Origin of the sequence: Chryseobacterium foetidum (genome assembly GCF_025457425.1) — a bacterium.
In the GTDB taxonomy this organism is placed as follows: Bacteria; Bacteroidota; Bacteroidia; order Flavobacteriales; family Weeksellaceae; genus Chryseobacterium; species Chryseobacterium foetidum.
Genome location: NZ_JAMXIA010000001.1, coordinates 2123301 through 2141571, shown reverse-complemented (window position 1 = coordinate 2141571; position 18271 = coordinate 2123301). Strand labels below are relative to the sequence as shown.

At 37.2% G+C, this 18271-nt stretch carries 19 protein-coding genes; 15 read left to right on the top strand and 4 right to left on the bottom strand.

Translation table 11 applies throughout. The features are described 5' to 3' along the window. Nucleotides 1–129 precede the first annotated feature (129 nt). The 4 genes from NG809_RS10115 to msrA all read left to right on the top strand — a co-directional run bounded on the left by NG809_RS10115 (nt 130) and on the right by msrA (nt 5689). Entirely contained in the window at nt 130–2265 is a 2136-nt protein-coding gene (locus tag NG809_RS10115) for a TonB-dependent siderophore receptor (RefSeq protein ID WP_262150302.1), read from the top strand. Between the two features lie 139 nt (nt 2266–2404). Continuing rightward, nucleotides 2405–3613 (top strand): PepSY-associated TM helix domain-containing protein, encoded by a 1209-nt coding sequence (locus NG809_RS10110; protein WP_262150300.1) that lies wholly within the window; start codon nt 2405–2407, stop codon nt 3611–3613. 82 nt (nt 3614–3695) lie between these two features. Beyond that, on the top strand, nt 3696–4661 hold the full coding sequence (locus tag NG809_RS10105; protein WP_262150298.1) for an ROK family protein: 966 nt from the start codon (nt 3696–3698) through the stop codon (nt 4659–4661). A 473-nt stretch (nt 4662–5134) separates the two neighbouring features. Beyond that, nucleotides 5135–5689, top strand: a complete 555-nt coding sequence (gene msrA / locus NG809_RS10100; protein ID WP_262150296.1) for a peptide-methionine (S)-S-oxide reductase MsrA — start codon at nt 5135–5137, stop codon at nt 5687–5689. 178 nt (nt 5690–5867) lie between these two features. Here the strand turns inward: msrA and NG809_RS10095 are convergent, their stop codons facing one another. Then, the gene (locus NG809_RS10095) at nt 5868–6371 is read right to left on the bottom strand and encodes a superoxide dismutase family protein (protein ID WP_262150294.1); all 504 of its coding nucleotides are present in this window, start codon (nt 6369–6371) and stop codon (nt 5868–5870) included. A 168-nt stretch (nt 6372–6539) separates the two neighbouring features. Between NG809_RS10095 and NG809_RS10090 the strand changes: the two genes are divergently transcribed. From NG809_RS10090 to NG809_RS10055, 8 genes are all read left to right on the top strand, one after another. Next, nucleotides 6540–8771 (top strand): TonB-dependent receptor, encoded by a 2232-nt coding sequence (locus NG809_RS10090; RefSeq protein WP_262150292.1) that lies wholly within the window; start codon nt 6540–6542, stop codon nt 8769–8771. Between the two features lie 37 nt (nt 8772–8808). Then, on the top strand, nt 8809–9459 hold the full coding sequence (locus NG809_RS10085) for a hypothetical protein (RefSeq protein WP_262150290.1): 651 nt from the start codon (nt 8809–8811) through the stop codon (nt 9457–9459). 46 nt (nt 9460–9505) lie between these two features. Next, nucleotides 9506–10837, top strand: a complete 1332-nt coding sequence (locus tag NG809_RS10080; protein WP_262150288.1) for a 2TM domain-containing protein — start codon at nt 9506–9508, stop codon at nt 10835–10837. Next, the gene (locus tag NG809_RS10075) at nt 10824–11138 is read left to right on the top strand and encodes a 2TM domain-containing protein (protein ID WP_262150286.1); all 315 of its coding nucleotides are present in this window, start codon (nt 10824–10826) and stop codon (nt 11136–11138) included. Before NG809_RS10080 ends, NG809_RS10075 begins: the two co-directional genes overlap by 14 nt. Beyond that, nucleotides 11125–11691: a methyltransferase family protein gene (locus NG809_RS10070; RefSeq protein ID WP_262150284.1), complete on the top strand. Its 567-nt coding sequence runs from the start codon at nt 11125–11127 to the stop codon at nt 11689–11691. Before NG809_RS10075 ends, NG809_RS10070 begins: the two co-directional genes overlap by 14 nt. A gap of 169 nt (nt 11692–11860) precedes the next feature. Next, nucleotides 11861–12157 carry a 2TM domain-containing protein gene (locus NG809_RS10065; protein WP_262150282.1) on the top strand — a complete coding sequence of 99 codons (297 nt, stop codon included), beginning with the start codon at nt 11861–11863 and terminating at the stop codon, nt 12155–12157. Between the two features lie 33 nt (nt 12158–12190). Continuing rightward, on the top strand, nt 12191–12466 hold the full coding sequence (locus NG809_RS10060; RefSeq protein ID WP_262150280.1) for a 2TM domain-containing protein: 276 nt from the start codon (nt 12191–12193) through the stop codon (nt 12464–12466). Between the two features lie 54 nt (nt 12467–12520). Beyond that, nucleotides 12521–13264: a LytR/AlgR family response regulator transcription factor gene (locus NG809_RS10055; RefSeq protein ID WP_262150278.1), complete on the top strand. Its 744-nt coding sequence runs from the start codon at nt 12521–12523 to the stop codon at nt 13262–13264. 78 nt (nt 13265–13342) lie between these two features. Here the strand turns inward: NG809_RS10055 and NG809_RS10050 are convergent, their stop codons facing one another. Beyond that, nucleotides 13343–14239 carry a hypothetical protein gene (locus NG809_RS10050; protein WP_262150277.1) on the bottom strand — a complete coding sequence of 299 codons (897 nt, stop codon included), beginning with the start codon at nt 14237–14239 and terminating at the stop codon, nt 13343–13345. A 114-nt stretch (nt 14240–14353) separates the two neighbouring features. On the opposite strand from NG809_RS10050, the gene NG809_RS10045 reads away from it, so the two are divergent. Both NG809_RS10045 and NG809_RS10040 read left to right on the top strand, forming a co-directional pair. Then, entirely contained in the window at nt 14354–15106 is a 753-nt protein-coding gene (locus tag NG809_RS10045; RefSeq protein ID WP_262150275.1) for a glycine-rich domain-containing protein, read from the top strand. Between the two features lie 18 nt (nt 15107–15124). Further along, nucleotides 15125–15475 (top strand): hypothetical protein, encoded by a 351-nt coding sequence (locus NG809_RS10040; protein ID WP_262150273.1) that lies wholly within the window; start codon nt 15125–15127, stop codon nt 15473–15475. Nucleotides 15476–15746: 271 nt separating this feature from the next. Here NG809_RS10040 and mnmA read toward each other — a convergent pair whose 3' ends face one another. Next, a complete protein-coding gene (mnmA, locus tag NG809_RS10035; RefSeq protein ID WP_262150271.1) occupies nt 15747–16934 on the bottom strand; it encodes a tRNA 2-thiouridine(34) synthase MnmA in 1188 nt (395 codons plus the stop codon). Between the two features lie 220 nt (nt 16935–17154). Then, the gene (locus tag NG809_RS10030) at nt 17155–17775 is read right to left on the bottom strand and encodes an endonuclease III domain-containing protein (protein ID WP_262150269.1); all 621 of its coding nucleotides are present in this window, start codon (nt 17773–17775) and stop codon (nt 17155–17157) included. Between the two features lie 32 nt (nt 17776–17807). Between NG809_RS10030 and bcp the strand changes: the two genes are divergently transcribed. Then, nucleotides 17808–18260 (top strand): thioredoxin-dependent thiol peroxidase, encoded by a 453-nt coding sequence (gene bcp, locus NG809_RS10025; RefSeq protein WP_262150267.1) that lies wholly within the window; start codon nt 17808–17810, stop codon nt 18258–18260. Nucleotides 18261–18271: the final 11 nt, after the last annotated feature.

Below are 18271 nucleotides of genomic sequence, written 5' to 3'. Positions count from 1 at the left end.
ACCGTTTCTTTTGAGACGGTTTTTTTGTTATTTATTGAATATTAAATGTGATTTAAATATGACAAATATCAATTTTAAGATTTATTTAGAATAATTAAAAAGAATATATTTGCAGAAAATTAAGTCTACATGAATAAGCTATTAATTTCTGCTTCGTTGTTAGCAACGGTATTTGCTTTTGCGCAAGAAAACGACTCTATAAAATCAAATGATATAAATGAAGTAGTTGTACAGGGTTACATCACCAGAGACAGAGAATCTGTAAACAAAATGCCTTTAAAAGAAATTGAAAATCCGCAGGTTTACAATATCGTTAACAAAAACGTAATTAAAGAACAGGTCGTTACCAACTTTAATGACGCATTGAAAAATGTTACGGGTATTACAAGATTATGGGAATCTACCGGAAGAGGAAATGATGGTGGTGAGTATTACACGATGAGAGGTTTTTCATTACAACCATCGCTGACTAACGGCATGCCTTCATTAACAAACGGAACATTAGATCCTGCAGGAATTGAAACCATTGAGGCTATAAAAGGACCTTCAGGAACATTATACGGGGGAAGCGTAATTTCTTATGGTGGATTAATCAATGTCATTACAAAGAAACCATACCAACACTTTGGTGGAGAGGTAAACTATATCAACGGAAGTTATGGCCTAAACAGAGTTTCAGCAGATGTTAATGCGCCGCTCAGCAAAAACCTGTTTGCAAGAGTAAATGCTGCTTACCAAAAACAAAACACTTTTCAGGATGCAGGCTTCAACGAATCATTTTATATTGCTCCATCGCTTAAATTTGTTGCAAGCGACAGGCTTACATTTTACGTTAATACAGAAATAAAAAAGAGCGAATCTGCCAATGCGCCGATGATTTTCTTAAACAGAAATCTCCCTCTTACTTACAATTCTATTGATATATTCAAACAAAATTACAAGAACTCGTACACAAGTGATGATTTAACAATTAATAATAATACCTTCAACCTTCAGGCATCTGCAAATTATAAGATTTCAGATAACTGGACTTCGAAGACCATTTTCTCAAGGAGCAATTCTAAGACAGACGGTTATTACCATTATCTTTATGATCAGTCCAATGGGAAAGATTTTACTAGATTTATCGCCAATGTTGGTGGAGAAACCAATACCACAGGAATTCAACAGAACTTTGTTGGAGATTTTAATTTTGGAAATGTTAAAAACAAACTGCTTGTAGGTTTAGATTATTTCCAAAGAGATTTTATCCAAGGAGGAACAGGTTGGATTGGATATGGTGTAGTAGATATTGTAAACCAATCTGATACGAAAGCAAATTTATTAACCAAATCAGCTGTAGATTATGAACTAAGAAATGCCGGACAGGCAATTGGTCATGCTGAAGCAAAAATTTATAGTGCCTACGTTTCTGACGTTGTGAATATTCTACCAAATTTATCAGCAATGTTAAGCCTTAGAATGGATCATTTTACAGGAAGAGCAAGTGCATACGCCACTGATGATACAAAGGGTCAGACAACTTTTTCTCCTAAATTAGGTTTAGTTTATCAGCCTATTCCAGACAAGGTTTCTGTATTTGGTAATTACATGAACGGATTCAGAAATGTTGATCCTTCTACAATACAGGTAACAGACAATCTTGGAAATGTTTTAAGTAGTGAACTTCGTTACTTCGATCCGGAACACGCCAATCAATGGGAAGTCGGCACAAAAGCCAACCTGGCAGGAGATAAATTCTCAATTACAGCCAGTTACTATAGCATTAATGTGAAAAACAAGGTAATGGGCAATGGCCTTGATGTCAATCAGGGAGGTGAAGTTGACAGTAAAGGTTTTGAAGTAAGTGTACTGGGTAGTCCGATTCCTGGAATGAACCTTATTGCCGGATACAGCTACAACGACAGTAATGTAGTTAAAGGCGACCAGGGATATCCAGGAAACAGAACGGAAGATTCAGGACCTAAAAATCTTGTTAACTTCTGGGGAACATATAAAATACAGGAAGGACCTTTGAAAAACTTCGGAATTGGTTTTGGAGGTAACTCAGCAAGCAGATTTTATACTTTGAACAGAGGTGATATCGGAGCTTTCCCGTTACCAAGTTACATCATTATGAATTCTTCAGTATCATTTACAGAAGAGCGATACAGTATTATTTTAAAATTAGACAACATCGCAAACAAGAAGTATTTCTCAGGATGGTCTACAGTCACTCCTCAGAGATTAAGAACGCTTTCTTTAAGCCTGAACTATAAATTTTAATTAAAACAACACATCAAACCTCTGCCAAATTGCAATTGTAGTTTGGCAGATTTGTTTTAGTTTAAATCAATTCAATTCATTAATTGTATTTAATCTAAATAAGAATTGAAAATATTATCTTTGTCCAACTTATTGATTCATGAGAAAAAAACATCACCATAAAAAGAAACCCACCGCCTTCAAAAAATGGACTGGCAAGATGCATCTCTGGCTGGGAATGTCGGTTGGGCTTATTATTTTTATCGTTTCTATCACCGGAACTCTGTTTGTCTTCAAAGATGAAGTAGAGAACTTCACGAGGAAAGAAGTCATTTATCATAATGAACAAAATATTGCTCAAAAGCAGGTATTGCCTATTCGTGTTTTAGAGAAAATGGTTGATGAGCAGGTAAAAGAAAAATACAAGATCCATTGGGTCAACGTTCCTGTCGATAAAAAAATGTCTTATCAGTTCTACTGGTACGAGCACAATACCGAGGCATGGAATTATTTTGATGAATTTCCCATTTACAAATCAGCCTACGTCAATCCTTACACAGGGAAAGTTTTGGAAGTATTCGACGAGAAAAACGGCTTTTTTCAGATTGTAAAAACCATTCACTGGAGCTTTTTACTGAAGCAGGACTGGGGAAAATATGTCGTGGGAATTCCAGTGATCATCTTCGTCATTATGCTGATTTCAGGGATTATCCTTTGGTGGCCAAAAAACAAAGCCGCAAGAAAACAGAGATTTTCATTCAAATGGAAAAACATCAAAAGCTGGAAAAGAAAAAACTACGACCTTCATAACGTCTTAGGTTTCTACGCTTCTATCTTTGCTCTGATTTTCTCGATTACAGGTTTATTTTATGCCTTCTTTGTGGTTCAGGCTGCGATTTATTTCATTTTCTCCGGCGGAAATACCGTGTATCCTGATTTCTCCCATATCACAACAAAGGCACCGATCGAACTGAGAAACGAAACTACTTTAGACAAAGTCATTTCGACAGTTCATGCAAAATATCCAGAGTCGTATGGCTTTGCTATCGATCTCGGACATCCTCACATGGATGATCACGAGCACCCGAATTTTTCGGTTTTTGTAAAGCATCTCTCCTACTCTTACCACAAAAACAGCAGTCTGATTTTTGATGAAAACTCAGGCGAATTATTACACACCTACAATCACGAAGACAAGAACTTTGGTGAAAAAACCGTGGCTGCCAATTACGATATCCACGTAGGATCAATTTTAGGTTTACCAACGAAAATCATTGCATTTATTGTGAGTTTAATCTGTGCTTCATTGCCAGTGACAGGATTTTTAATCTGGTGGGGACGAAGAAAGAAGACCAGAAAAGCGATGTAAAGAATTTAAATAAATCAGGTTTACTGATTATTAATACAATCTTTTTTATAAATTTATTGCCTCGAAATTATACAATAAGAAAATGTCAGTAGTAGATTTGTCAAAACAGGTTGCATTAGGTATCGATATCGGTGGAACCAATACTAAATTTGGTCTTGTAAATCACAGAGGTCAGATTTTAACCAAAGGTTCCCTGTCAACCGACCAATACAGCACACCTGAAGAGTTTGTGGATGCGCTTTACGAGCAGATTCAACCCTTGATTGAAGAATATTGTGAGGCCGGAATTGAAGGTATCGGTGTAGGCGCTCCCAACGCAAATTACTACAGAGGAACTATCGAGCTTGCTCCCAATCTTCCATGGAAAGGCGTGATTCAGTTTGCAGACTTGATGACCGAAAAATTTGGTAAGCCCTGCAAAATGACCAACGATGCCAACGCAGCAGCGCTTGGTGAAATGATGTACGGTGCCGCAAGAGGCATGAGAGATTTCATCATGATTACCCTTGGAACCGGTGTAGGAAGCGGAATTGTTTCCGGAGGACATCTGATTTACGGCAGCGATGGTTTTGCCGGAGAATTGGGCCACACCATTGTAAAACCAGGCGGCAGAAAACACTGGAGCACAGGCTCCGAAGGCAGTCTTGAATCCTACGCATCAGCTACCGGAATTGCCATCACAGCCAAGAAAATGCGTGCTGAATTCCCTGATTCCATGTTGAATCAATATCCTGAAGAATCAATTAACTCTAAAACGGTTCACGAATGTGCCTTGAAAGAAGATCCTGTTGCGATAGAAGTTTTCAGATATACAGGTCAGAAACTGGGTGAGGCGTTGGCGAACTTCGTAATGTTCTCTTCCCCGCAGGCCATTCTTTTGTTTGGTGGAGTCATCAAAGCAGGAGATTTCATTTTAAAACCTGCCAAACTTCACATGGAAAGAAACCTTCTTCCTATTTTCAGAAATAAGGTGAGATTGGTTTTCTCTGAACTGGATGAAGCTGATGCTGCTATTTTAGGCGCAAGTGCATTGGTTTGGGAGAAATAATTTTAAATAAATTTAAATCATATAAGCATTCTTTCGGGGATGCTTTTTTGTGTAAACGATTCGATTGAAAAGAGATAGCGTTCCTACGGAACGCGCCATCCGAACAGATTATTTTTTCTACACAGATATTGCTCCTATGGAGCATTTTCAAACTCATGCAAATTGATTCCGAAATTCACCCGCATCAATCTTCCAATTCATCCGCATGATTTACTCAATTCATCCGCATGAATTCCTGAACTCACCCGTATGAATTTTTGATTGAAATTAAAACCTCTAAAATTCACACGTCTAAACTTATTAATTTACACGTCTGAATTCTTTAATTTACACGTCTCATTTTTTCTGATGGTCATTTTAAATCTTAATTATTTACCGAATCATACCTCAAACACATTCCTTTTGGCAAGATTTTTCCTAATTTTGATAGGCTTTTAAAAGCATTTTTAAATTTAAATAAGATTCAATAAAAAATGGATACAAATCAATTTGAACAAATAACTTTTGGCGGAGGATGCTTCTGGTGTGTTGAAAGCTGTTTCAATATGCTGAAAGGTGTGGAATCCGCAGTCTCAGGATATTCAGGCGGACAAAAAGACAACCCGACTTACGAAGAGGTCTGCACCGGACAAACCGGTCATGCAGAAGTGGTACAGCTTACCTACGACCCGCACGTAATTTCATATGAGCAGCTGATGGATGTATTTTTCTTCCTTCACGACCCTACGCAACTCAACAGACAGGGCAACGACATCGGAACCCAATACCGCTCGGTAATTTACTATAAAGACGACGCTGAAAAGGCTAAAGCTGAAAGGGCAATCGAAGTTTCTAAAGAGTCTGGAAGATGGAACGGAACTTACGTTACAGAACTTTCACCTCTCGAAAAATTTTGGCCTGCCGAACAGTATCATCAGGGATATTACAGTGAAAATCCTACGCAACCTTACTGCAGCGCAGTGGTCGGTCCCAAAATTCAGAAGTTTAAAAAACATTACGGAGAATTGGGATTGATTACAGAACAATAAAACAAATGCCGGTTGATAAGACCGGCATTATTTATTTTAAGGTTTGAAACATTAAGACAATTAACATTTAAGTTTGGTTAAGATGAAATTAAAATTCCTTAAGCAAACCGCTTAAATTTGCTTGCAAATTCTTAATACTCCTTCAAACCTCAACTACCTTAATGGTTAAGATATATCACTATTTTATTTCCACACACCCAACTCTACCGCCAGCATTTCCCGTTGGCTGAGTCTGGAAATCGTCTGCCGCGGCGTGGATAATCATTCCTTTTCCGAGAATATTTTTAGATTCGTCTACACAGTCGAGACACCACTTATCGGTTTTAAAGGTAAGTTCAGCATTTCCATTGGCATCGGCTGTAAGATTTCCAATATCTCCCATGTGAAAATGCTCGCCGCCCCATCTTCCGTGATCCATTTTTGAAGGATTCCAGTGTCCGCCGGTCGAAGTGGCATCGGGTGCAGAGCAGTCGGCTTTTTCATGCAGGTGTACCGCGTGAATTCCGGGTGTAAGATTTTTGGCTTTAATTTTCATTGTTACCTCTCCGCCTGATTCGGTAAAACTTACGGTTCCGGCAGTTTTAGTGTCACTCTTTGGCATAATGTCGTATGTTTTGCTGGCTCCGCAAGACACGGTGAACAGGGCAAAACCACCCAATAATGTAATTGTTTTTAAATTCATTTTATTAATATTTTATAGTGTTGAATAATTTGAAAATGAAAAAAATCTAAAACCATAAAAGTCTCACGACAAATCAAAATACCGTTCGGAGTTTAAAAATGACCGTTCAGTATATTTTAATTGAAGGCTTTTGATGAACTGTGTATTTTTACATCAAATTATTAGCCAATGAAAACTTTCAGCCTTCGCATCCTTATTTTAAGTTTAAATCTGATTTTTGCCTCAGCAACAGCCCAGATTAAAATTTCGGGAAAGGTAAGCTATAAAAACAAGGGAATTCCTCAGGTAAATATTACGCTGAAAGACACTTACGATGGCACCACAAGCGACAGCAACGGAAATTTCTCTTTTGAAACCTCAGAAAAAGGAAGTCATATCCTCCAGTTTTCTCATCCTAAATATATCGAGACTGAAAAGCCTTTGCAGATAGAAAATGAAAACATTCAACTTTCACTTGATATGAAAGAGCAAGTGAGCGAGATCGATGCCGTGGTCATCACCGCAGGTTCGATTGAGGCGAGCGACAAAAACAGGGCAACGGCACTGCTTACTCCATTGGATATTTACACAACAGCAGGAGCAGACGGACAGATTTCATCTGCTTTAAATTATCTTCCGGGTGTACAGAAAGTTGGCGAAACAGAAGGTCTTTTCATTCGCGGCGGTACGGGTTCTGAGGCTAAAATTTTTATGGACGGAAGCTTAATCAACAATTATTTTTCCAACTCAGTTCCGGGAATTGCAGGACGGGACCGCTTCAACACTTCACTTTTTAAAGGAAATATATTTTCAAGTGGTGGTTATTCCGCTTTGTACGGACAGGCACTTTCTGGAGCCCTGATGCTGGAAAGTGTGGATCTTCCTGAGCAGTCTTCTTACGATTTTGGTGTGGCTCCGATTTTCTTAAATGCTTCATTTCAGAGGGTAAATGATGAGAAAACCCATTCTTTTGGGGCGAGTGCAGGCTATTCAAATTTAAAACTGATGCAGGAAGTGTTTAATTTTAACACCAATTTTCACGAACCTCCAAGTGGTTTTAATGGAGACGCCAATTTTAGAATTAAAACAAAGTCCGGCGGCTTTCTGAAATATTACGGAATGTTCAGCACAGATGTCATGGGCGTGAAAATGCCCAGCCTTGAACCTGACTACGACCATTCTTTGGTGAATTTAAAAGGAAAAAACACTTTTCAGACCCTTTCTTACCGTCAGAAATTCGGCAGATATCTCTTAAATTTAGGAACATCATATTCTTTCAACCGTTCAGACCTTAGTTTTACAACAGAAAAAGAATCTGTACAGTCAGATGAAACCAGAGTATTGAATGACGGAAATTATCTGAACTTTAAAGCAGTTTTAGAAAGAAAAATCAACAGAATAAGTGCTGTGCGAGGTGGTTTTGAATTGAATCATGCAAACGAAGAGCTTTCGGTGCTCGATATTAATAAAAATTATTCAGACCTCATTTCTTCGGCTTTTGTGGAAACAGATTTAGGTTTCAGCAACCGTTTTTCAGCCAAAATCGGAGCGAGAGGAGAATATTCTTCTTTTCTAAAGGCCGGTAATTTCGCTCCCAGAGTTGCTTTAGCGTACCGACTTGCAAAAGACTGGACTACTTCCCTCGCTTACGGAATCTTCTATCAAAATCCTGAAAGCAGATACATCAATTCTCCGGCAAAACTGGGTTTTCAGCAGTCACAGCATTATATTTTCCAGCTTCAGGGCAATGTGGAAGGAAGAAGTCTGAGATTTGAAGCTTTCTACAAAAATTACGATGATTTGATAAAAGTTCAGAATGCTTTCAATATTCAGGGGCAATATCAGCCGGTGCAGACTGCCGTAAACAACAACGGAAATGGTTTTGCCAAAGGTTTAGAGTTCTTTTTCAGAGACAAAAAGACTTTCGAAAATATCGATTACTGGGTGAGCTACTCGTTTTTAGATTCGAAAAGAGATTTTCTGAATTATCCGATGAGTTTAAGACCCAATTTCGCTTCTGAACACACCGTCGCTTTAGTCGCCAAAAGGTTTTTTCCAAAACTGAAATTCGGAACCAATTTATCTTTTAATTATGCCAAAGGCCGCCCATACTATGATATTGTAAGAAGCAACGGCGAAAATATCATCAGAAACGAAGGCAATTTAAAGGATTTCAGTTCGCTTAATTTAAGTTTCAATTATCTGCCAAACCTCGGGAAAAAAGATTCGAAAGCGTTCACCATTTTTGTTTTAAGTATTTCCAATATTTTGGGGAGAAATAATATTTACGGATACAATTTTTCTTCCAACGGAAATTTCAGATCAGCAGTCGTTCCGCCTGTGAATACCTTTGTTTTCGTAGGAATGTTCATCAGTTTCGGAGTCGATAAAACGCAGGATGCCATCAACAACAATCTTTAAAAAAACAATTATATTTAACTTTAAAAATTTTACAATCATGAAAAAATTAATTTTAAGTTTTGCTTTAAGTTTAATAAGCTTAACGACTTTTGCACAAACCACTTACGAGAAAGTGATGGCTGATAAAATTGCCAAAATCGAAACCTCAAAAACTCCGGATGAGCTTCATGCTTTATCGAATGATTTTGTAAGAATTGCAGAGAAAGAAAAAGGGAAATGGCTGCCAAACTATTACGCTGCCTTTGCACAAATTCAAAAAGGAAGAACTCTGATGCGTGAAGGAAAAATGGATCAGCTTGATGCAGTGGCCGATACCGCTCAGAAATATGTAGATCTTGCCATGGCCGCCGACGCCAATAATTCTGAAATTTATCTGCTTCAGAAAATGATTTATTCTCTGAAAATGGTTGTTAACCCGATGGAAAGATACATGACATTTGGAATGAAAGCCGATGAGACGCTGAAAAAAGCAGAGAGTTTAAACCCTCAAAACCCAAGAGTGACGTTGATAAAAGCTGAAGATATGTATTTTACTCCGGCGCAGTACGGCGGAAGCCAGACCAAAGGAATTGAGCTTTTCAAGACCGCTTTGGAAAAATACAATTCATTTAAACCTAAAACTTCTTTAGATCCAAACTGGGGAAAATCTGAAGCTGAATACTTCATCAGCCAAGGGGCAGGAAAATAATATTTAAATTTGTGCGCAATGCTTTTCTAAAGCCTGTAAAATAATTATGAAACGTAAGAATTTTATCACGTTAGCGTGGATTTCGCTGGGAACATCAATGTTTTTCTTTTTTGCATTTACAGACGAGAAAACACTGGAAAACTTTCTGCTGACTGTGCTCATTTCATTTATGTACTCTTTCTTTTTGGGTGCAGGAAATGGCCTGATCAATGACTATCTCAACAAGAAATTTCCATGGTCTGAAGCGACTACAAAAAGAGCCATCATCAGCATTGTTGTAATTCTGATTGCGAATACAATTCTCGTTTACTTCTGCAACTACATGAATTTTGTCGTGTTTCAAAAGGCGGCAACGACTCAGCAGTATTTTAGTGGAAGGTATAATTTTATCAACTGGTTTACGATTAATGTTGCGCTCTTAATATCGGCCTTTCTTCATGCGAAAGGCTTTATGGATGAACTGAAAAAAACTTCCCGCAAAGAAGTGGTAGAACAGAAACTCATCGCCAAATCTGCCAACGCCCAGTTTGAAAGTTTAAAAAACCAGCTCGACCCACATTTTCTGTTTAATTCTTTAAATGTTTTAAGTTCATTAATCGATGAAAATCCGAGGCAGGCACAGAAGTTTACTGCTTCAATGTCAAAGATTTACAGGTACGTTCTGGAACAGAAAGACAAAGAACTGGTGACGGTACAGGATGAACTCGATTTTGCTAAAACCTATTGTGAATTACTGAAAACAAGATTTGAAGACAGCGTGGATTTTGTATTTGATGTGAACGAAAATGACCTCAGAAAATTTGTCGTTCCTTTATCACTTCAATTGCTTTTGGAAAACTGTATCAAACATAATTTCGCCACCTCATCGAAGCCTTTGATGATAAAAGTTTTTACTGAAAACGATTGTCTTTGCATCGAAAACAATCTTCAGGCAAGGGAACAGTTGAAAGAAAGCGCGGGAATTGGCTTGTCAAATATCGTTCAACGCTACGCTCTTTTAACCAAAAGAAATGTCTTCATTGAAAAATCTGAAGATTATTTTAAAATTAAATTACCGGTGCTCGCTGAAAAACCACAGATTGTAAGCGAAAAAACGCACGACGAAAACGAAGCTTATCAAAGAGCACGAAAAAAGGTAAAAGAAATGAAATCATTTTATGCAAACCTCATCTCCTACTGCATTGTGATACCTTTTTTAATTTTCGTAAATCTGTTTACGAGCAGAGAATATCTTTGGTTTTTGTGGCCAATGCTGGGATGGGGAGTTGGCCTGGCTTCACATGCATTTCAGGTTTTCGGGATAGGAAATGACTGGCAGGAAAGAAAAATTCAGGAAATTATGAACAAACAAAAAGACGGAAAAAATGGATCAGTTTAATCAAAATGACTTTCGGTATCAGCAGGCTAAAAAACAGGTAGACCGCCTTCGTGGATTTTACGGGCATCTGTTTTCTTACGTTGCTGTGAATATTATGATTGCAGTTTTTAATTATTACGACCTAAAACCTGGAGAAACTTATTTTCAGTTTAAAAATTTTATGACGGCAACATTCTGGGGAATTGGTCTTTTGATTCATGCATTGTTTGTATTTTTTCCGAGGTTCAGCTTTTTCAGAAATTGGGAAGAGAAAAAAATAAAAGAACTGATGAATAAGGATAATAAAAATGGAAACTCTTAGCGCTGTTTTTTATGCAGCTATAACCGTTTGGCTTGCCTCTGAAATCTATTACAAAAGAATTTTAAAGTCTGATGAAACGGCAGAAAAAAAGGATAGATCAACGCTGAACATCCTTTGGGTGGTGATTATGCCATCGGTTTTTCTCGGTGTGTATATTTCAAAATCAACAGCATTTAAAATTACAGATCAGCAATGGATATACTTTTTCGGTTTAGCATTGATTTTAACAGGTGTTTTTATCCGCTGGGTGATCATCCGCAGCCTCGGAAAATACTTTACAGTAGATGTCAGCATCCGGCAGGATCATAAAATTAAACAGGATGGCATTTATCAGATTCTGAGGCATCCGTCGTACAGTTTTGCTCTGCTCACATTTTTGGGTTTGGGTTTGTATCTTAATAACTGGGTTTCATTGTTTATCGTTTTTGTTCCGGTCTGTTTAGCGTTCAGATACAGGATTGCTGTGGAAGAAAAAGCTTTGATAGAAACTTTCGGAGAAGATTATCTCAACTACAGAAAGAAAACAAAAATGCTGATTCCGTTAATTTACTAACGTCAGTTTACTTCTAAAAAAATAATCCCGATTCGGCTGAGTCGGGATTTTTGCTGTTCAGTCGCCAAAAATGACCGTTCGGTTACATTAAGTTGAATTGAGGCTGTTTTCTGTTCTACATTTGTCTCAGCAAAAAACAAACAAATATTAATTTTTAAATTAAAACATCATGGAAAATCTTACTTACAACAAAGAAAACTTAGCTTACGAAAAAGCAGCAAAAAGAGTAAAAGATCTTAAAGGATTCTACGGAAATCTTGCTTCATACTGCATCGTTATTCCGTTTTTAATTATTATCAATATGATCACATCACCTCAACATTTATGGTTTTACTGGCCAATGCTGGGCTGGGGAATCGGAATTATCGCTCATGCTGTAAATACTTTCGGAATCGGAAAAGACTGGGAAGAAAAAAAGATTCAGGAACTCATGGACAGAGAAAAAAGAAGCTCAAAATCACTTTAAATAAAATTTAATAACAATTTAAAAATAAACATCATGGAATATCAAACTGCACAACAAAGAGTAAAAGAACTGAAATCATTCTACAAAAACTGCATGTGGTTCGGAATCGTAGCATTATTTATTTTCACCAGAAGATTTGTTAAATACGGAGATTTTACTGAAGCCATCTCTACAGGATCAATGATTCTGACAATCTGGGGAATTATCATTGCTGTAAAAGCTGTAAAATTATTTGTTCTGAATTCTGAATGGGAAGAAAAAGTGCTGCAAAACGAAATTAATAAAAGCAAAAAGCCGATTAATTTTTAAGAACAGAAAGATTTAATTAATTTTAAAGTTCAGATTTAAAACTAAAATCAAACCATGATCAGAACCCTTATCATCGAAGACGAAAAGCCGGCAGCACGAAAGATCGAAAGAATGCTCAATGAATTTCCGGATATCGAAATTGTCGGCAAAATAGAATCTGTGGAAGAAGGTGTACAGTGGTTTTCTGAAAATGATCATCCCCAGCTTATTTTTTCAGATATTGTTTTGGGCGACGGTGTTTCGTTCGATATTTTTGAAAAAGTTCCGACGAAGGCTTTTATCATTTACACAACAGCTTTTGACCAATACACTTTAAAAGCCTTTAAACTCAACAGCATCGATTATCTTCTGAAACCGATTATGGAGGAAGATCTGTCTGCAGCTTTAGAGAAATTCAGGTCATTTATTCCTTCAGGTAACGCCGTTAATTCTCATGAGATAAAGGATTTAATTAAAAAAGACAAATCTACCCTTTCCAGAATTCTCGTTAAAATCGGTTACAATCTGAAAATCGTTCAGACCTCAGAAATCAGCTGTTTTTACAGTGAAAATAAGATTGTTTATCTGCAGACTCAGGAACGCAATTTTCCAACAGATTTTACTTTAGATGAACTCACGGAAGTTCTTGATGAGCAGAAGTTTTTCCGTGTGAACAGACAGTTTATCATCAATTCAGATTACATTAAAAATATTCATACTTCGCCCAACTATAAAGTGGAATTAAACTTTCAGCCCGACGAGGAAATTACCGTGAGCAGAGAGCGTGTAAAGGATTTTAAAGACTGGCTTGTGGGTTAATTTTAAAAGGACCGTCTAACATTCATCATCCCACATCCAACATCCTAACATCCCGCACCCAACACCCAACGTCCACCACTATTTATAATCAATTCTGTTCGCTTCTGTATCTTCAAGTTGTTTGATAATTGAGGCTGGAATTTCATCGCTGTCAATCGGGAAACTTATTGAATCGGGAATAAAATTTTTTCTGTCTGCCTTCTGAAATATTTCAAAGAGAGCAATCGGCTCCTGATTAAAACTAATACACGTACTTATGAAATGCAATTCATAGAGCTTATATTCTGGATTTTTGAGTTTTTCCTTGATGTCTTTAATTCTTGAGATGAAATGTCTCTGGCGGATGAATGTGTTGCTGTTCATGATAATAAAAACATAATCGGAATACGCCGTGATTTTACCAAAATATTTGTGCCGGTCGCCGCCGCTTCTTTCCACATAATATTCGCCGGAAGTTTCAGACTTATAAATTTCTGTTGCGGAGCGCCAAATCCTGTCTTCCTTCGCCTGCAGAGGATTTTCGGGAAGATTTCTGTTGTAGGAATACCAGCAGCCGACGAGTCTGTCGAGCAGATCTGTGTTTTGTTTTACGTTGTTCATATCAATTCTCAGATCATTAAAATTGAATGATTCTGTATTTGAATTAATAAAATCAATGTAATTTGAATAGCCCAAAACTTTGACGATCGTACTCAATTTTGCCAGATTTGGTTTGCTTAAAACTGAATTTTCATTTTGCTTAAATTTCTTCAGTTTGTTGATGATCAGGTGTTCGTATAAATAATTCGAACCTAATAATTCGGGATTCTTTTTAATGGTTTTATTTTCATGATCAGCAGTGATCAGATCATTAAGTTCGTCGGCAATGTAAGACCACTCGGTTTTCGACACATCTTCCCATGAATTTTTCTTTAAAAAATGATGGCTTAAAAAATTCATCAGTTTCTCAAGGTGTGCAATGTCTTCTTTTTTCATCCCGTTATTTTATAAGACTAATTTAAGATTTTTTTAAATCCAAAAAAGATTTTTGTGGGACTTTTATATTTTTTAATCAAGGGACATTTGAGTAGAAAAATTAAAAGAAATAAAATGAAAACAAAAATGGTATTAAGAAACGAAAATCTTTGGCGAAGAATTCAAAGCTTTTCATTAGATGTTGAGAATGCAACATTTCCTTTCTCGAAAAAACTCGCAAAAGAGGAAAACTGGAGTATGGAATTTACCCAAAAAGCAATTGAAGAGTACAAAAAGTTTGTCTATCTCTGCTGCGTTTCCCCAAATGGTGCTTCGCCAAGCGAAACTGTAGACAAAGTGTGGCACATGCATCTTATTTACACTCAAAGTTACTGGGAAGATTTCTGTCCGAATGTATTAAAAAGAAACCTTCATCACCATCCTTCAACAGGAGGAAGTTCTGAAAACGCAAAACATCAGAACTGGTTCTCAGAAACTCTGGAAAACTATCGTGAAGTTTTCTCACAGGAAGCACCGGAAGACATTTGGAAACATCAAAACCAAAAAATCACTGTCCGAAAAAACTGGTTTCAGAAATTCAAATTCCTGTCTGCAGCTTCAGTCTTGCTACTGCTGATATCCTGCTCAGAAGGCTCCGGCGGAGTTTTTTTTAAAGTATTTGGATGGATTATAGGAATATTTATAGTAATAAATATTTTAGGAATGATCATCGGAAGTTCGCAATCAGGAAACAGGAACAAAAACAACGGTGGCAGTTCAGACGGTGGAAGCACCGGCACAAGTTGCAGTAACAGCTCATCTTGCAGCAGTGACTCAAGTTGTGGAAGCAGTTGCGGCGGCGGCGGATGTGGCGGATGCGGAAGCTAAAATTTAAAATAAATCAAGATGAAAAGTTTAATAATGTACTCAGTTTCATTGATTGTAAGTTTTGTCTGGCTTTATCTTTCACACCAAACTTTCAATCCCATTTTACTCAAAGGTCCGGATTTTCTGAAGTTTTATTTATTACTCCTGATGGTTTTCTATCTGATGATTTTTATCGGAAAAAGATTGAAAATCAACAACCGAAAAATACTGCTTTACTTTATGCTTTCGGTTTTAGCTTTAGGAATTATAAAATTGTTTAGAGGTTTATATTTAAATAAACCTATCGGATATTTACTAATGATTTTGATTACAGAAATAATTGTAATGATGGCACTTATTCAAATTCAATTCAACCATAAGTTGAAATAATCAAACTCCAATTATAAACAAACAAAAACCAGAAACAAAGATGCTTCGGGATTATTTATGTCTTATCTTCAATGATAATTAAGAGAGTTAAAATGGACATCGACAGGCTCAGTGCGACAACTCTAATACTAAACGCTTCTTTTTTCCTTCGGTGTCAGGCTGAGCTTGTCGAAGCCTTTTATCTTATTAAAAAGACGATTACAAATTAAATTTAAAATTATTTTAAATCGAAATCTGCCAAATCACCTGAATCTGCGTGAGTCTAAAAATTCTAAGAAATCACACCACTTCCAATCAGTTCATCCTCCAGATACCACGCTGCAAACTGACCTTCAGCAATAGCCGACTGAGGATTTTCAAATTCCATAAAAAAGGCATTTTCAAACTGATAGATTGTAGCTTTTTGAAGCTCCTGTCTGTAACGGAATCTTGCCATCACCTCCATCGATTCGCCATTTTTCAATCTTAAATCTTCACGAACCCAATGCAGTTCTGAATTATCAATTTTCAAAGCCTTTTTATGCAAGCCAGGAAAACTATGACCTTCACCTACAAAAATTATGTTATTTTCCATGTCTCTGGAAACGATAAAACACGATTCTTTATGTCCGCCAATTCCCAGACCTTTACTTTGTCCGATCGTGAAAAACTGAGCACCCTGGTGTTTGCCAATTACTTTTCCGTCGGCTTTTTTATAATTTATTTTTCTGCTTAAAAATTCCAGTTCATCCTCTTTAGATGAAAAAGCTGGAGTTTCTTCAGAAAATAAAGGTGAATCTTTAAAAATCTCAACAATTTCTCCTTCCTTGGGAACCAACTGTTGCTGTAAAAACTGTGGTAAACTTACCTTTCCGATAAAACATAAACCTTGCGAATCCTTTTTATCAGCGGTAACCAACTCCATTTCCCGCGCAATTTCTCTAACCTGAGGCTTTGTCAGTTCGCCAATCGGGAACAAAGCTTTAGAAAGCTGATCTTGATTGAGCTGGCATAAAAAATACGATTGGTCTTTGTTATTGTCTTTTCCGGCTAAAAGATGAAAAATCTCTTTCCCGTTTTCATCAAAGGTAGAATCTACTCTGGCATAATGTCCTGTTGCCACTTTATCAGCGCCAAGCGACATTGCAGTCTTCATAAAAACGTCAAATTTCACTTCTCTGTTGCACAAAACATCAGGATTCGGAGTTCTTCCCTTCTGATATTCATCAAACATATAATCAACGATTCTTTCTTTGTACAGTTCACTCATATCAATCACCTGAAACGGAATTCCAAGTTTCTGAGCGACCATCAGCGCGTCGTTACTGTCTTCAATCCACGGACATTCATCTTCCAAAGTCACGGAAGCATCGTTCCAGTTTCTCATAAAAAGAGCCACCACCTCGTGCCCCTGCTGTTGCAGCAAATACGCTGTAACACTCGAATCTACACCTCCGGAGAGGCCTACTACTACTTTCATTTATTCAATTTTACGAAACTCTTAACGGGAGTTCTTAGTTGAGCCGCAAAATTACGACAATCTCATTCGCAAAAAAAATGATATTTTTAAGGATTGATAAAAACGATAAATTGGCTGTTGGCTATCTGCTTCGGGCTTTTGGCTTTCGGCTTTTGGCTAAGAAATAATCAAACAAAATTTTGATTATTTTAATATTTTACCTTACTGATTATTTATTTATTTATTTATCAAACAACATTTTAGTCAGAAAATCTTTCTCACCTTTCCCTCTCGCAGGCGAATATTCCCGTCCGTAGTAAATAATCTGAAGGTGGAGTTTGTTCCAGACATCTTCTTTCCAGAGCATTTTTGCATCCCGTTCGGTTTCTACAACATTTTTTCCTGAAGTCAGTTTCCACTGAATCATCAAACGGTGAATATGCGTATCGACAGGAAATGCCGGAAAACCAAATGCCTGACTCATCACTACCGACGCGGTTTTATGACCGACGCCAGGAAGTGCCTCAAGCTCTTCAAAGGTCTGAGGAACGATGCCGTTGTGGTTTTCAAGAAGAAGTTCAGCCATTCTTTTCAGATTTTTGGCTTTGGTATTTGATAATCCGATTTCTTTAATCAGTTCTTTAATTTGAAACTCTTCCAGTTTTGCCATTCTCTGCGGTGTACCAGCCACGGCGAAAAGTTCCGGCGTTACCTGATTTACCTTTTTATCTGTTGTCTGAGCCGAAAGCGCAACAGCTACCATCAATGTGTAAGGATCCGTATGATCCAGCGGAATCGGAACTTCGGGATAAAGTTTCTCCAGTTCCTGCTGAATGAGTGCAGCTCTTTGTTTTTTTGTCATTTAAACTTTAAATTTGAGCAAAATTAAAAAATATGTTGAAAGCAGGAGACGCTTTACCAAAATTTGAAAGTGTAAATCAGGATGGCGAAACAATTAATTCTGAAAAATTCAAAGGTCAGAAACTGGTGATATTCTTCTATCCACAAGCGAACACGCCGACCTGTACTGTTGAGGCCTGTAACTTAAGCGACAATTATTCTGAACTGGAAAAAGCAGGTTTTCAATTACTTGGAATCAGTGGAGATTCTGTGAAAAAGCAGAAAAACTTTCATTCTAAATTTGCCTTTCCTTATGATTTGATCGCTGATGAAAGCCGTGGCATCATTGAGAAATTCGGTGTTTGGCAGGAAAAGAAAACATTCGGAAAAACGTACATGGGAATTGTGAGAACCACTTTTATCTTCGATGAAAATGGAATATGTACAAGAGTGATTGAAAAAGTGACATCGAAGACTGCTGCACAACAGATTTTAGAGGAAAACTAATATGATCATCC